This window comes from Stenotrophomonas sp. ZAC14D2_NAIMI4_7 (assembly GCF_003086675.1).
Taxonomy (GTDB): domain Bacteria; phylum Pseudomonadota; class Gammaproteobacteria; order Xanthomonadales; family Xanthomonadaceae; genus Stenotrophomonas.
In genome coordinates, this window is record NZ_CP025995.1 from 3924266 (window position 1) to 3939580 (window position 15315).

The 15315-nt window shown below is 67.4% G+C and carries 13 protein-coding genes and 1 pseudogene; 8 read left to right on the top strand and 6 right to left on the bottom strand.

Annotation, left to right across the window (positions count from 1 at the left end; genetic code table 11):
- Positions 1 to 683 precede the first annotated feature (683 nt).
- Entirely contained in the window at positions 684 to 3215 is a 2532-nt protein-coding gene (locus tag C1922_RS17900; protein WP_108751649.1) for a sulfite reductase flavoprotein subunit alpha, read from the top strand.
- 87 nt (positions 3216 to 3302) lie between these two features.
- A complete protein-coding gene (locus C1922_RS17905; protein WP_108751005.1) occupies positions 3303 to 4139 on the top strand; it encodes an arylamine N-acetyltransferase in 837 nt (278 codons plus the stop codon).
- A gap of 7 nt (positions 4140 to 4146) precedes the next feature.
- Here C1922_RS17905 and C1922_RS17910 read toward each other — a convergent pair whose 3' ends face one another.
- Positions 4147 to 4515: a VOC family protein gene (locus C1922_RS17910; protein ID WP_108751006.1), complete on the bottom strand. Its 369-nt coding sequence runs from the start codon at positions 4513 to 4515 to the stop codon at positions 4147 to 4149.
- A gap of 161 nt (positions 4516 to 4676) precedes the next feature.
- On the opposite strand from C1922_RS17910, the gene C1922_RS17915 reads away from it, so the two are divergent.
- The gene (locus tag C1922_RS17915) at positions 4677 to 5393 is read left to right on the top strand and encodes a transporter substrate-binding domain-containing protein (RefSeq protein WP_108751007.1); all 717 of its coding nucleotides are present in this window, start codon (positions 4677 to 4679) and stop codon (positions 5391 to 5393) included.
- Positions 5394 to 5601: 208 nt separating this feature from the next.
- Here the strand turns inward: C1922_RS17915 and C1922_RS17920 are convergent, their stop codons facing one another.
- Complete coding sequence (locus C1922_RS17920; protein WP_108751008.1) at positions 5602 to 7149, bottom strand: alkaline phosphatase; 1548 nt, start codon at positions 7147 to 7149, stop codon at positions 5602 to 5604.
- A gap of 194 nt (positions 7150 to 7343) precedes the next feature.
- Positions 7344 to 7661, bottom strand: a pseudogene (locus tag C1922_RS17925) (helix-turn-helix domain-containing protein); the annotation flags it as partial.
- Positions 7662 to 7780: 119 nt separating this feature from the next.
- Here C1922_RS17925 and C1922_RS17930 point away from each other — a divergent pair.
- The 3 genes from C1922_RS17930 (at position 7781) to C1922_RS17940 (ending at position 11781) form a co-directional block, all read left to right on the top strand.
- Entirely contained in the window at positions 7781 to 8767 is a 987-nt protein-coding gene (locus C1922_RS17930; protein ID WP_108751010.1) for an MDR family oxidoreductase, read from the top strand.
- Positions 8768 to 8790: 23 nt separating this feature from the next.
- Entirely contained in the window at positions 8791 to 9576 is a 786-nt protein-coding gene (locus C1922_RS17935) for an SDR family oxidoreductase (protein ID WP_108751011.1), read from the top strand.
- Positions 9577 to 9729: 153 nt separating this feature from the next.
- Positions 9730 to 11781, top strand: coding sequence for a TonB-dependent receptor (locus tag C1922_RS17940; RefSeq protein WP_108751012.1), 2052 nt, complete (start codon positions 9730 to 9732; stop codon positions 11779 to 11781).
- An 83-nt stretch (positions 11782 to 11864) separates the two neighbouring features.
- On the opposite strand, the gene C1922_RS17945 is transcribed toward C1922_RS17940, so the two are convergent.
- Positions 11865 to 12692, bottom strand: coding sequence for an isocitrate lyase/phosphoenolpyruvate mutase family protein (locus C1922_RS17945; protein ID WP_108751013.1), 828 nt, complete (start codon positions 12690 to 12692; stop codon positions 11865 to 11867).
- Between the two features lie 209 nt (positions 12693 to 12901).
- Here C1922_RS17945 and C1922_RS17950 point away from each other — a divergent pair, with 209 nt between their 5' ends.
- Positions 12902 to 13345, top strand: coding sequence for a Rid family hydrolase (locus C1922_RS17950; RefSeq protein WP_108751014.1), 444 nt, complete (start codon positions 12902 to 12904; stop codon positions 13343 to 13345).
- 94 nt (positions 13346 to 13439) lie between these two features.
- Here the strand turns inward: C1922_RS17950 and C1922_RS17955 are convergent, their stop codons facing one another.
- Positions 13440 to 13916: a nuclear transport factor 2 family protein gene (locus C1922_RS17955; protein ID WP_108751015.1), complete on the bottom strand. Its 477-nt coding sequence runs from the start codon at positions 13914 to 13916 to the stop codon at positions 13440 to 13442.
- A gap of 62 nt (positions 13917 to 13978) precedes the next feature.
- Complete coding sequence (locus tag C1922_RS17960) at positions 13979 to 14548, bottom strand: TetR family transcriptional regulator (RefSeq protein WP_108751016.1); 570 nt, start codon at positions 14546 to 14548, stop codon at positions 13979 to 13981.
- Positions 14549 to 14672: 124 nt separating this feature from the next.
- Here C1922_RS17960 and C1922_RS17965 point away from each other — a divergent pair, with 124 nt between their 5' ends.
- Positions 14673 to 15305, top strand: a complete 633-nt coding sequence (locus C1922_RS17965) for a DOPA 4,5-dioxygenase family protein (RefSeq protein WP_108751017.1) — start codon at positions 14673 to 14675, stop codon at positions 15303 to 15305.
- Positions 15306 to 15315: the final 10 nt, after the last annotated feature.

A 15315-nucleotide genomic window follows, 5' to 3' on the forward strand; every position in this document is an offset into this window, starting at 1 on the left:
GCCCAGTCTTATCGCTTCGAGTGTCCAGCTCCAGCAACTGTTCGGGCGGATCAAGGGAGAATCCGGCGTGGGCGCCAAGCTACACGGCGATCGTCGAGATCCAGGCTCATACGGCGGCCCACGCCGGCTCTCGACACCTACGCTGCCAGATTTCCATCAGATAAGGCTCGTAGGCGCCATCCATGGCGCCTGCGGTCCTGCCCACCCACACCGCCCCGCCTCTGACAGTTCCCTGCGGCTGTGGGTAACGGCGACTGTTCGAACGCTCGGCTGTTGGTAGGTGTCGACCTTGGTCGACACATCTTTCAGATATATAGAACTATCTGGGGTCGGAGCCCGTTGCGCAGCAACGGGATCCGACCCCGTGCCATTCCAACAGCTCGCGGAAAACTGTCGAAGGCGGGGTGGGTCCGGTTGCGGGGGTGTCCGCGGCATGGATGCCGCGGCCAAGCTTACAAGGACGTACTTGCAGCGTCCCCCGCAACTGGACCCACCCCGCCAACCCACGGATAGCCCGCTGTTGCTTCGGCTTTGGCTCTGGCTCTGGCTCGTAGCGGGTGCAGGGCGCAGCCCTGCCGGAACCCCCTCCTTGACCCGGGCCGGTCGTGACCGGGAGAATTCCGAGATTAATTCTCATTTACTGTTGCGCAGGGATGCCGCGGCAGACCCACGGCCCCTTCCCGATGTTCAAGAACGTCCTGTTCCAGCTGCACTGGTTCCTCGGCATCACCGCCGGCACCATCCTGGCCATCATGGGCCTGAGTGGCGCAGCGCTGTCGTTCGAGGACGAGCTGCTGCGCGCCGCCAACCCCGGCCTGGCCGGCATTGCCGAACATCACGCCGACGGCCAGCCGCCGCTGAGCCTGGACGAACTGGTGCCGATGCTGCAGGCCGGCAGCGACCGGCCCCTGCAACGCCTGCGCGTGGATGCCACCGGCCAGCGCCCCTCGGTGGCGCGCTTTGAAGGCGGCAAGGAACACTGGGTCTACTTCGACCCGTACAGCGGTGAGCGCTTCAGCACGCTGCGCGGCCAGGCCTTCTTCGACTTTGTCGAGGACCTGCACCGGCACCTGGCCGCAGGCGAGCGCGGCAAGCTGCTGACCGGCAGCTGCGCGATCATCCTGCTGTTCTTTGTGCTTTCCGGCCTCTACCTGCGCTGGCCACGACAGTGGTGGCGCCCGCGCACCTGGCTGGCCGTGGAATGGAAACGCAGTGGCCGCAGCTTCCTGTGGAGCCTGCATTCGGTGGTCGGCACCTGGGTGCTGCTGGTCTACCTGGTCATCGTGCTGACCGGCCTGTGGTGGTCGTTCGACTGGTACCGCGATGGCGTGACCCGCCTGCTGGGCGATGGCCGCAGTGCCCCCCGTGCCCAGGTGCAGCCCGGCCCACTGGACCTGACGCGGGTACAGGACAGCCTGTACGCCCTGCCCGGCGTGCGCAGCGGCTACATCGACCTGCGCCTTCCCGGCAAACCCGGCCAGCCGATCACCGCACGGGTGATGGCCGGCGATCCGGCCCTGCGCGGTGGCGGCCATGACCGCGCCCAGGACAGCCTGCAGATCGACCCGGGCACTGGCGCCGTGCTGGAACACCGCCCCTATGGCCAGCTGGATGCAGGCGGCAAGGTGATGACCAGCATGTTCGCGCTGCACTCGGGCAGCTTCTTCGGCCTGCCCGGTCGCGTGATCGTCATGCTGTCCAGCCTGTGCATGACCCTGTTCTTCATCACCGGCTGGATGCTGTACCTGGACCGCCGCCGCAGCCAACGCGCCGCGCGCGCGTTGCGCCGGTCGCTGCCGGTCAGCGACACCAGCGACGCCCACGAAGGCACGCCGTGGCGGGTGGTACACGCCAGCCAGAGCGGCCTGGCCGAACAACTGGCCTGGCGCGCAGCGGCCCAACTGCAGGCGGCCGGGCATCCGGTGCAGGTGCTGCCGCTTGCGCGACTCAGCCTGCAACAGCTGCAGGACACGCCGCAGGTGCTGTTCGTGCTCAGCACGTTCGGCGATGGCGAGCCCCCGGACAACGCGCGCCGCGCGGCCCGGCAGCTGCTCGCGCAGTCGGCCGATCTTTCCGCCCTGCGCTACGGGCTGCTGGCACTGGGCGATCGCCAGTACCCGCACTACTGCGCCTTCGGCGTGCAGGTGGACGACTGGCTGGCACGCAACGGCGCGCAGCCGCTGTTCGACCGCATCGACGTGGATGCGGCCGCGGTGGCGTCGCTGCGCCAGTGGCAGCTGCAGCTGGGTGCGTTGACCGGCATCCACACCGACGACAGCGTGCTGCCACCGGCCACCGTGCTGCATGACTGGCAACTGCTGGAACGCACGCTGTTGAATCCCGGCAGCATGGGCGGGCAGATCTGGCGCATCCGCCTGGCCACGCCGGCGAACCAGCACTGGAAGGCCGGCGACATCCTGCACATCGCACCGCGCAACGCCGCCGCGCATGCACGCGCTGTACTACAGGCGCACGGGCTGGACCCGCTGCAGCCGACCCGCGTGGATGCGCAGACCCGCACCCTGCTGCAGCTGGCCAGCGAGCGCGTGCTGCCCGATGGCCTGCCGGCCATGCCGGTGCAGGACGCCTGCCTGTGGTTGTCCGGGCTGCCGCTGCTGCCCGGCCGTGAATACTCCATCGCCTCTTGTGCCGCCGATGGCGTGGTGGAACTGGTGGTGCGCCTGACCCACGACGGCGCCGGCCGTCCCGGCCTGGGCTCCGGCTGGCTGGCCGTGCATGCGGTGCCTGGTGAAAGCATCGCTGCGCGCGTGCACCACAACCCCGGTTTCCAGCGCGTGGCCGGAACCCAGATGGTGCTGATCGGCAACGGTACCGGCATCGCCGGCCTGCGCAGCCTGCTGCGTGAAGCCGCTGCCGACGGCGAGCATGGGCACTGGCTGTTGTTCGGTGAGCGCCAGCGCGCGCATGACCTGCTGTTCGCCGATGAGCTTGCGCACTGGCAGGCCGGCGGCCACCTGGCACGGATGGACCTGGCGTTCTCGCGTGATGCCGACGGTGGCGGCTACGTGCAGCACCGGCTGCAGGCGGCAACCGGTGAACTTCAGGCGTGGCTGGCACGTGGTGCGGTGATCCACGTCTGCGGCTCGCTGCAGGGCATGGCCGAAGGCGTGGACCAGGTGCTGCGCACCGCGCTGGGCGACGATGCCGTGGAAACGCTGCTGGAGAACGGGCGCTACCGCCGCGACGTGTACTGAGTCGACAGGTTGGACACGGCCCGGCCGCTTGACCTCAACCCCGGTTGCGGTTGCACAGTAGGGATCTCCGCTTCGCCGGGTGCCGTGATGACCACGCTCGATGTCCCCCGCTACCTGCAACGCCTGCAGCTGTCGGCCGCGCCGGCGGCCACCCTTGCTGGGCTGGCCGAGCTGCAGCAGCGCCACAACGCCCACGTGCCCTTCGAGACGCTGACCTGCCTGCTGCGCGATGCGGTGCCGATCGATCTGGACAGCGTGCAGCGCAAGCTGCTGCACGCCCAGCGCGGCGGCTACTGCTTCGAGCTCAACGGTGCCTTCCTGGCGTTGCTGCAGGCGTTGGGTTTCGACGCCCATCCGCTGAGCGCGCGCGTGCTGCTGTCGGCCAGCGAAGGCGCACTGACCCCGCGTACCCATTTGTTGATCCGGGTACGCCTGGACGGTGAGGACTGGCTGGTGGACACCGGCTTCGGCAGCCTGACCCCGACCGTACCGCTGCGCCTGCGCGAGGCCGCTGCACAGGACACGCCGCACGAGCGCTATCGCCTGCAGCGGTTGGACGATGGCGATTTCCTGCTGGCCGCCAGCAGTGGCGATGGCTGGCGTTCGCTGTATCGCTTCGACCTGGCCTCACCAGCGCCGGCCGACAACGACGTGGGCAACTGGTATGTGTGCACGCACCCGCACTCCAGTTTCCCGGGCGAGCTGCGTGCTTCGCTGACCGGTCCGGACTGGCGCCGCACCATCGGCAGCGGCAACTACACCGAGTACCGCCACGGCCACACGCCGCAGAAGCGGGCGCTGCGCGATGTGGCCGATGTGCGGCAGGTGCTGCAGGATCGCTTCGGCGTGCGGCTTCCCGACGATGCGCGGCTGGACCCTGCCATTGCAGGGTGGTTGCAGCGATGGCAGCCCGCTGCCTCTTGACCGGACGTCAGGCTGCCCGGGCCTGCACGGCAATGCGGTTGCCTTCGCTGTCGGCGATCTCCGCCACGTGCCACTCACCGGCCTGGGCGGGGCCGAACCGCAGCGCGGCGCCGGCCTGCAGCGCACGGGCCAGGCTGGTGTCCAGGTCATCGACACCGATGTAGATGCGCGCACCCTGCTCAGAGGGCCGATAGTCCGCTCCCTGTACCAGGGCCAGGCTGGCGCCGCCGGCGTCATCGTCGAACGGCAGGTAGGCCATCATGCAGTCATGCACCGGCACCGGGGCATCGATCACCACCCGCAGCCATCGCTGGTAGAACGCGATGGCACGGGCCAGGTCGGCCACCGGAATCTCGACATGCATGACAGGGTTCATCGCTGCGCCAGTTCGCTTCAGATGATGCGCAGGGTAATCGCCTTCGGCATCGCGCGGGAGCCATCGCCGGCAGCGAACCTGTCGCGGAAACTGAAGGGCGCACGCCACCGGCACGCTGTGGCTGGCATGCTTGGGTTCCCCCGTGCTTGCCGGAGTACCCCATGACGCTGTCCGACTTCCGTACCGCGCTCGCGCCGCTCGGCTACCTTCGGGTCGCCATCAACCTGGGCAATCCGGTGCTGGCGCGGGGCGACGCATCGGCGCCGCATGGCCCTTCGGTGGAGCTGGCCACGGCGCTGGCGCAACGGCTGGGGGTCGCGCCGGGTTTCACCTGCCACGATGCCGCCGCATCTGTCGTGGCGGCCGCTGCTGCTGATGACTGGGACCTGGCCTTCCTGGCCATCGACCCAGCGCGCGCCGATCGCATCGCCTTCAGCGTGCCGTATGTGGAAATTGAAGGCACCTATCTGGTGCGTGAGGACAGCCCGGTGCAATACGTGGCCGATCTTGATCGCCACGGCATGCGCATCGCGGTGGGCCGCGGCGCCGCCTACGATCTGTATCTCAGCCGTGCATTGCAGCACGCGCGCATCGAGCGTGCCGATACATCTGCCGCCGCCATCGCCCTGTTCGCCCAGCAGCGTCTGGACGCGGCCGCAGGCGTGCGCCAACCGTTGCTGGCGTGGGCAGCGCAGCATCCCGGCCACCGCGTGCTGGCTGACCGGTTCACTGCGATAGCCCAAGCCGTGGCGGCACCGGCCGCGCGCCCGGTGGCAGCACTGCAGGCGTTGTTTGCCGAAGTGGATGCCATACGGCAGACATCGCTGCTGGCTGAAGCGTTCGAACGTGCCGGGCAGCAGGTCACCCTGCTGCGGTAGGGACCGGTAGAGTCGAGATTGCTCGACTGCAGCGTTTCGTAGAGTCGAGATTGCTCGACTGCAGCGTTTCGTAGAGTCGAGATTGCTCGACTGCAGCGTTTCGTAGAGCCGGGCTTGCTCGACTGCTTTTGGCAGTCCAGTCGAGCGAGCTCGACTCTGCAAAGAACGAAGAGCAGTCGAGCATGGCTCGACTCTACAAAGAGCGGGGTCAGCGGCTCAGGGCTTCCTGCACGGCCAACGCTACGTCGGTGTTGTCGATGTAGCTGCCGTCATTCCAGCCCACGTGCTGGCGATAGCCGGCATCGACGCCGCGCACGCGCCGGGCCAGGCCTTCGGCACCGTTGCCCTTGGCCCACAGCGGCACCAGCCCATTGGAATGGTTGCCGGTGGGGCGGAAGCTCATGCCCGGCAGCTGCCCGCGGCCGTTGTTGCGCACCGGCTGGAACGCCACCTGCTGCGCATCCGGCCCCATCGGCATGCTGTTGTCGTGGTCGGTGGTGACGATCAGCAGGTTGCGTTCCCAGCCGCCATTGCGTTCGATCCATTCAACCACCGCGGCGACCGCATCGTTGAACTCCACCGTTTCCTCGATCAGGCGGCCGAACTGCGGCTGGTCGTTGCAGGCGCCGTAGTGCCATTCGGTGCCGCAGGCGCTGGTGTGCGCAGCCCAATCCGTCGCCCCACCTTCCACCATCAGGAACAGGCCCTTCGGTGAGCGCTGCTGCAGGAACTGCAGCGCACCCCGGGTCATGGTGGCCAGGTCGGGCACGCTGTCGATCTTCTTCACCCCGGAAGGCGTGGCCGCATCGTGCCCGACCACGGCCAGCTGCCGCGCCTGCTGCAGCGTGTTGGCGACCTGCGGCACGCCGATCAGCGGGCGATCGCTGGGCAGGCGGCCTGCGGCCAGCGCGGTGAATTCATCCTTGCTGCGGATCAATCGCCAGGCACCCGACGGATTGCCAGCAATCGGCATGCCCGCTTCCAGCTGCTGCCAATCCTGCTGCGACACCCATTCCCACGGGTTCTGGCAGCCTTCGGCGGCGACCGCGTCCAGGCCGTCCACGCAGGGCCTGCCGTCCACGCTGTAGCCAGGGCCGCCGGTGCCCATCACCAGATCCATGTGGCCCTGCGCCAGCATCTGGTGGGCAATGGCGTGGTAGCTGTTGCGCGATTCGTTCTGCGCCGCGAACGCCGCGGGCGTTGCGTGTGCGAACGGTACGGAGGTGACCACGCCGGTGGCCATGCCCAGGCGCTTGGCGCGCAGCGTGTTGAAGTCCACCGGCATGCCGTCGTTGCTGAAGTTGATAGCGTTGTTGTACGTCTTCACCCCGGAAGACAACGCGGTGCCAGCCGCTGCACTGTCGGTGGCCACGGCAGCCAAGTATTGGTATCCCTCGAACGGCAGGTCGGCGGCAGGTACGGCGGTGGCACTCCACGCTCGCGATGCGTCGTAGCCGATGGTCTGCGCGGCATCGCGGGTGGGCTGGCTGCTGGCGTTCAACGGGAACGTGGTCACGCCCAGGCGCTGCGGGAACTGCGCGTAGGGCGCGCCCTCGCGACTGCCGTACTGCCAGTACGCGGCGGCATCCCAGGTGCCCCAGCCGGCGCCGTCGTTGATCATCACGATCACGTTGTGCGGCCGGGTGGCTTCGGCCAGCGGCGCGTCGCCGCGCGCGACGGGCTGGCATGCGGCCAGAGCGGCCACCATGGCCAGCAGCGACGGGCACAGCCAGCGCCGCGAAAGAACTCGGGTCATGCGTTTCCTGCACTTCAAGGCGGACACCGCCGCCGACGGCGCAACGTTATAGCAGTGCAATGTTGCAGTTACTGCGGCGACGTTGCCTGCGTGCTCGCTGCCTTGCGCGATCGCGCGGGCGATGCTGCCTTTGCGGGAATCGCTGCGTCTGCGTCGCACTGTGCCGGCAGTGGCGGCAGGCTCTGCTGCTGTTCGCGATAGCGCTCGCCCCACTCACGCAGGCTCAGCATGACCGGCGCCAGCGTGCGGGCCAGCGGCGTAGCTTCGTATTCCACGCGTGGCGGCACTTCGGCGTAGACATGGCGCAGCACCATGCCGTCGGCTTCCAGCTCCCGCAGCTGCAGGGTCAGCATGCGCTGGGTGGCGTTGGGAATCAGCCGGGTCAGTTCCATGAAGCGCTTCTTGCCGGTCAGGATGTGGAACAGCAACAGCGGTTTCCACACTCCGCCGATCACCGAGAGTGTCAGCTCCACGGCGCAGCCGCTCTTGGGGTCCAGGCGCTTGGTACGCATGTCGCTTCTCCTGCCTGCCATAGGCACACGAATGATAGTAACGGCGGTAATTGTGCGTTCTTACGCACACGGCGGTGCCTGCCTATAGTCGCACCACATCCATCCCCCAAGGAAATCCCATGTCCTTCCGAGCCCTTGTTGCCGAGCGCGCCGCCGATGGCGCCGTCACCACCACCTTGCAGGATCTGCAGGACGACATCCTCCACGACGGCAATGTGTCCGTGCGCGTGGAATGGTCGAATGTGAACTACAAGGATGCGATCGCGCTGGCCGGCATGCAGATCATCCAGACCTTCCCGCTGATTCCCGGAATCGACTTTGCGGGCACGGTGGAAGCGTCGTCGGATCCGCGGTTCCAGCCGGGCGATGCAGTGGTGGCCACCGGCTGGGACCTGAGCCAGGCCCACCATGGCGGCTATGCACAGCGTGCGCGCGTGCCGGGCGACTGGTTGGTGAAGCTGCCTGCCGCACTTGACGCGCGCGCCGCCATGGCCATCGGCACCGCCGGCCTGACCGCCATGCTCAGCCTGCTGGAAGTGGAGCGCCATGGGGTCGCACCGGGCGACGGCGATGTGCTGGTCACCGGTGCATCCGGTGGCGTGGGCTCGGTGGCTGTCGCCCTGCTGTCGGGCCGAGGCTACCGGGTGGTGGCCTCCACCGGCAAGCCCGCCGAAGCCGAGTACCTGCGCGCCTTGGGCGCGGCAGAGATCATCGACCGCGCCACCCTGTCCGCACAGGGCGCGCCCGTGCAGGCCGAGCGGTGGGCCGCCACCCTGGATGCGGTGGGCGGACAGACGCTGGTGAACGCACTGGCGCAGACACGCTATCGCGGCATTGCCACCACCTGTGGCTTCGTCGGCGGGCGCGAACTGCCGGGCACGGTGCTGCCATTCATCCTGCGTGGCGTCACCCTGGCCGGCATCGATTCGGTACGTGCGTCGGCGGCGCTGCGCGAACAGGCATGGCAGCGACTGGCAACCGATCTGGACCTGGCCAAGCTGGCGGCCACCACCCATGAGATCGGCCTGGGCGAGGTACCGGCCTTCACCGCACGCATGCTGCAGGGCCAAGCCAAGGGCCGCACCCTGGTTGATGTGAGCCGCTGATCCCTTCCCTGCCTGGAATACCCATGAAAACCTCCCCCATCGCGCTGGTGACCGGCGCTTCCACCGGCATTGGTGCCGTGTACGCCGATCGCTTCGCCCGCCGTGGCCATGAGCTGGTGCTGGTAGCGCGCGATGCCCAGCGCCTTGCCGCGCTGGCCGAGCGCCTGCGCACCGAGCATGGTTGTGCCGTGGAAGTGCTTACCGCCGACCTGACCGCCGCTGATGATCTGGCGCGCGTGGAAGCGCGCCTACAGCGTGGCGATATCGACGTACTGGTGAACAACGCCGGCATGTCGCTGAAAGGCGGATTGCTCGACAACACGCCGCAGGCGCTGGACCAGATCATCGCCCTGAACGTCACCGCGCCCACCCGCCTGTGTGCCGCCGCCGGCCGCGCCTTCCTGGCACAGGGCCGCGGCACGATCATCAATCTGTCGTCGGTGCTGGCCTTGGCGCCGGAGATGTTCGAAGGCGTGTACAGCGGTACCAAGGCCTACCTGCTGAACCTGAGCCAGGCGCTGGCAGCACAGTGGGAACCGCAAGGGCTGCGGGTGCAAGCGGTGCTGCCGGGCGCCACCCGCACCGAGCTCTGGGAAAAGGCCGGGCGCGATGTCGACAGCTTCCCGCCGGGCTTCCTGATGGAAACCGGCGACATGGTGGATGCCGCGCTAGTGGGCCTGGATCTGGGGGAGACCGTCACCCTGCCCCCGCTGCCGGATGACGCGCAGTTCGCCGCCCTGCAGGCGGCACGGTTGGCCATGGCCCCCAACCTGTCACGCAGCGAAGTACCCGCCCGCTACCGCCGCTAGCGGCCACGATCACACAGGGCCCACCATGGCCCTGTGTATCGCCCTGCATCAAATGCGAATGATTCGTGATACGATTGTTAAGGAATACTGAAACCCCCACACACGGACGTCCCAGCCATCGCCAGTGGACCCCCTCACAGGAGTACCTGCGCGATGTCGCACGCCTCACCGAACCGCCGCCGTTCCGTTGCCACCCTGACCGCCGCGATCGGTCTGGCGCTGGCCGCCCACGCCCACGCTGATGCCAGCGCCGATGCCTCCTCGGCGCGCCAGTTGGACACCGTGGTGGTCACCGCCACCGGTGCCCAGCAGTGGATCAAGGATGCCCCGGCCAGCATCAGCGTGATCACCCGCGAGGAGATCGAGCGCAAGCCGGTCAGCAGCATCGGCCAGCTGCTGAGCACCGTGCCCGGCGTCACCGGCGGCTACGCGCTGTCCGGTGCGCAGTCGAAGATCCGCCTGCGCGGCCTGCCCGAGCAGTACACGCTGATCCTGATCGACGGCCGCCGCCAGGGCAGCTCGGCCGGCGTGAACTACCGCGATGACCTGGGCCCGCAGGATCTGAACTGGCTGTCGCCGGACATGATCGAACGCATTGAAGTAGTGCGCGGCCCGATGTCCTCGCTGTACGGTTCGGACGCGATGGGCGGTGTGATCAACATCATCACCCGCAAGATCGCCGACCACTGGGGCGGCTCGGCCACCTTCAACTACAGCAAGCCCGATTCGGATACGCGCGGCAACACCACGCAGATGGGCGCGCTGTTCAGTGGCCCGCTCACCCAGAACCTGGGCGTGCGCGTGGGTGCCAACGTGACCGACCGCGAATCGGACCGCGGCGCGCGGCAGACGCCCGGCAACAAGGCGGAAAATGCCAACGTGCAGTTCCATTGGCGGGTGAACGACAACCACAGCGTGGGCGTGGAAGCCTCGCGCGGCACCCAGCGCAACAGCGGCGCCGGCGCGGTCAGCAGCTGGGGCCTGTCCAAGCTGGTGCAGACCGGCTACGTGCTCAGCCATGACGGCAAGTACGGCGATGCCAGCACGTCCAAGACCACGCTGGTGCAGAACGATTACGAAGACAAGGGCAGCACGGTGGGCAACCACTCGAAGGAAACCGTCTTCGATACCGCCCTTACCACCGGCTTCCACTGGGGCTTCGAGCACAGCTTGAACGTGGGCGGGCAATGGAAGCGCGAGGAGCTGGAAAACAGCGACACGATCGGCACCGTACCGGTGACCTGGACCGGCAGCGGCCGCATCAGCCCCACCAGCGAGGCCGATTCGTGGGCGCTGTTCGCCGAAGATCACATCACCCTGCACGAGCGCTTCGTGCTGACCCTGGGCCTGCGCTGGGACAACACTGAAAACTACGACGACAACCTGAGCCCGCGCATCTACGGCGTGTGGCACCCGGCCGAGGCGTGGACCGTGCGGGGTGGCATTTCCAAGGGCTTCCGCGCCCCCAACCTGAAGCAGGGCACCGCCGGCGCGGCCACCCAGTCCGGTGGCAACGGCTGCCGCGCGTTGACCGTGGAAGGCTGGAGCAGCACCTCGGTGAATGCCGATGGCACGCGCGGCTGCTACATGGCCGGCAACCCGAACCTGGAACCGGAAACCAGCACCAACTACGAGCTGGGCCTGGGCTATGACCAGGGCGGCTGGTCGGCGTCGGCCACCTACTTCCTGACCAACTTCGACGACAAGATCGAGCAGGTACCGCTGAGCCAGATTCCGGGCCAGACCACCAGCTTCGTCAACGGCTACTGGTGGACGGTGGCGCAGAACATCCAGAAGGCACGCACGCGCGGCGTGGAAGCCAGCGTGACCGTGCCGCTGCATGAGCGGCTGAGCTGGACCACCAATGCCACGCGCATGCTGGAATCGAAGAACCGCACCACCGGCGCCACCCTGCTGGTGGTACCGGAACTGACTGCCAACACCTCGCTGGAATGGCAGGTGACCGATGCCTGGTCGCTCAATGCCAGTGCGCAGCACATCGGCAAGCAGCTGGTGTCGGCCACCAGCGCGACCTTCGCCAAGGCCTACACCACGTGGGATCTGGTCACCGGCTTCGACGTGAACGAGAACCTGACCCTGCGTGCCGGCGTGCTGAACGTCGGTGATGTGTCCACCATCGACGAAGGCAACAACTACGACGGCGGCGCACGCACCTTCTTCGTCGGCGCTACCGCGCGGTTCTGATCAGGCCCCGGGGTCGGACCCCTTCGCGCAGCGAAGGGCTCTGACCCCGCGCCTCCGCATGGGCCGCTGCGCTGTCCACGGCGTCACCGGAACAGGTCGTTCAGCGCGGCGCCGGCAGCGGCCTGCTGCAGCCCGTCGAAGCGGCCGTCGCGCACGAGCGGGTCGGTGGCCTGCATCAACCCGCCCCACGCCGCGCGGGCCAACGCACCGCCCAGGCTGACCCGGCGCACGCCCAGCGCTGCGATGTCGCGCAGCGTCAGTGGCGTCGGCCCACCGACCAGCAGATTCACCGGCGTGCCGGCGGCGGCGGCCACCACGGCCCGGATCTGCTCGACCGTGGTGATGCCCGGGGCATACAGCACATCGGCACCGGCCGCCGCGTAGGCACGCAGGCGCTGCAGTGCGTCGTCCAGATCCGGTACGCCCACGAAGAAGTTCTCTGCGCGCCCCACCAGCAGCACATCGGCGGCGGCACGATCAATGGCCACACGCGCGGCGCGCAGGCGTTGCACGGCCTCATCCAGCGGACGCAGCGGCGCATCGGCCAGACCGCTGGCATCTTCGATCGAGAGCGCTGCAATGCCGGTGTCCAGCGCCGCGGTCACCGCATGACCCACGTCATCGGGAGTTGCGCCGAAACCATCGCCAAAATCGGCGTTGAGCGGCAGATCGGTGGCTACGGCCATCAGGCGCAGATGGTCCAGCGTGGCCTGCAGCGAAACCGCGCCGTCGGGCCGGCCTTCGCTCCACGCACAGCCAGCGCTGGTGGTGGCCAGCGCCTGAAACCCCTGCCGCTGCAGATAGCGCGCACTGCCCACGTCCCAGGGGTTGGGCAGCACGAAGCAGCCCTCGGCATGTAGTAGGCGGAACGCTGCGCGCTTGCGCTGGGTCTCGGCGTTGGTGGTGGTCATGGCAGACGGGCGTGGTGGCAACGGGGCCACCCTAGCCCGCGCGCCGAGGCAACTCAACGCCGCGCTGCCTTAGGCCAAGCATCCGCCAGGCCCAGCCTGGGCGGGGAACGTGGAACGGGTGTTGTCGCAGTTCGAGTCACTCCTTCGGGGTAGGCGGCGCACCGCAGCGGCCGCCAGACTGGTGCTTTCACCCTGGGAGAAACAACGCAGTGAGCAGCCTCAACCGCAGGACGGCCAGCTTTGGTGTGCCGTGGGAATCGGCTTATGGCTACGTGCAGGCCGTGCGCGTGAACAACTCGATCTTCGTCTCTGGCCAGCTCGCGCATACGCCGGAAGGACAACTGGTCGCGCCGGCCGCGCTGGGTGCTGACGGAAAGCCTGCCAGCTTCGACACCATGGAAGCGCAGATGAAGCGCACCTACGAGAACGCGCAGGTATTGCTGGCCGAACTGGGCGGCTCGCTGGCCGACGTGGTGGAAGAAACCCTGTTCGTCATCGATGTTCCGGCTGCGTTCGCCGCCAGCGGCAAGGTTCGACCCGCCGTGTACGGCCAAGCGGTCCCGCAGGTCGCGAGCAACCTCATCGGTGTTTCTGCGCTGGCCTTCCCGGAGCAGCTGATCGAGATCGCATTCCGCGCTGAAGTGCAGTCCTAGACCCAGCACTGCCGCGATACAGCACTGGCGAAGGTATCGAAAACCCGCGTGCGCCATCTCGGCCACCGGCTTTCGTACCCTTCGCCAGTCGTGCTCACAACCCCAGGTCGGACAGCCCCGGGTGATCATCCGGACGGCGCCCCAGCGGCCAGTGGAACCTGCGCTCGCCTTCCTTGATCGGCATGTCGTTGATGCACGAGAACCTGCGCTCCATCAGTCCGTCCGCGGCAAATTCCCAGTTCTCATTTCCGTAGGAACGGAACCAGTTGCCCGAATCATCATGCCATTCATAGGCATAGCGCACGGCAATACGGTTGCCGGTGAACGCCCACAGCTCCTTGATCAGGCGGTACTCAAGCTCCTTCTTCCACTTGCGGGCAAGGAACTGCCTGGCCTGCTCGCGCCCCTGAGTGAATTCGGCGCGGTTGCGCCAGCGGGTATCCAGCGAATAGGCAAGCGACACTTTGTCGGCGTCGCGGGAATTCCAGCCGTCCTCGGCCAGGCGGACTTTCTGGATTGCCGATTCAAGCGTGAACGGGGGAAGCGGCGGACGGGTTTCTTCAGCAGACACGGTGGGGCCTCCAGTCAATATGGATGAACGGGGTGCTTCAACGGGATTACAGGGCGCAGGCGTTAACGCTGGGCCTGTTTCAACAACAACTGCGCAACATCCTTTGCATCATCTGCGGCGCTGTAGTCACCCATCACGCGCGATACGGTGATTGCACCTTCCATGAGAACCAGCAGCTGCCGTGCCAGCGCGGCCGGCTGCGCGACGTCCAGCTGCCCGGTGAGTTCCAGCGTGTAATCAAGCAGCTTCTGCTTGTGGCGTCTGGCGATGGCACGGATCGGGTCGTCAGGATCGCCGACCTCGCCCGCCGTGTTGATGAAGGCACAGCCGCGATACCCCTCGGATTCGAACCATCCCTTGAGAGCCGCGAACATGGCGAGGATGCGCGCTTCCGGACTGTCGGCTTTGTCGCACTCCTGCCGGAACCAGGCGAGCCAACGCACGTCGCGCGCGTTCAACGCGGCCGCAGCGACGTCGTCCTTGTTGTCAAAGTGGCGGTAGATGCTTTTCCGCGCAACGCCAGAGGTTTTCACCAGCAGATCCATGCCCGTGGCATGTATCCCGTTCTGGTAGATCAGGGCTTCGGCGGTGGTCAGGATCTTCTGCCGGGTGTCGGGGGGCGGCGTGTGCATGGGGCAAAGGTAGAACGATCATTCTACCCTGTCAACAGGGGCCGCCATGTAGTGATGCGATCTGCTTACTGGACCTGCAGCGAAGACTGCGAAACCGTGGAAGCCCGCGAACAGGAATCCGAGTATGTCCACTGACCCCGGCGCAGCACGTCCTGTGGGTGATGGCCAGGATGCGCAACACGCCCGGCTCTCCAGCAACACCACCGAACCGGGCCGGCCCGGCTTCCGCCCGATCGTGCCGCCGTCGGCACAGGGCAGCAGTCCGTGGGGCCAGCACACCGTGGGCGAGCCCACACCGCGCCCGCCCAGCGTGCGCCTGGGGCAGTCGCTGCTGCCGGATCGGCCGCGCCCCTATACCAACGTCAAGAGCTACCACGCGCATATCTACTTCGACGAAGACAGCTACCAGAAGGCCGCACTGCTGCGGCGCTGGGTGGCCGAGCGCTTTCCGGTGGAACTGGGCAACTGGAACCTGCAGCCGCGCGGCCCGCACGTCACGCCCTCGTTCTACTTCGGCTTCCGCAACGACCTGCTGCCGGTGCTGGTGCCATGGCTGCAGCTGAACAGCCTGGGCCTGACCATCCTCATCCACCCCAACACCGGCGATGGCCGTGCCGACCATCTGCACTACGCGCTGTGGGTGAACCGGGCGCAGCCGGTGAACGCCTACAACTGGCCTGCGCCGGCACCGGGTGAAGCCGAAGCGCTGGAAGAAGTCTTCCCCAACGTGGTGCCTACGGTGCCGCTGGAAGTGTGAACGCCCGCGC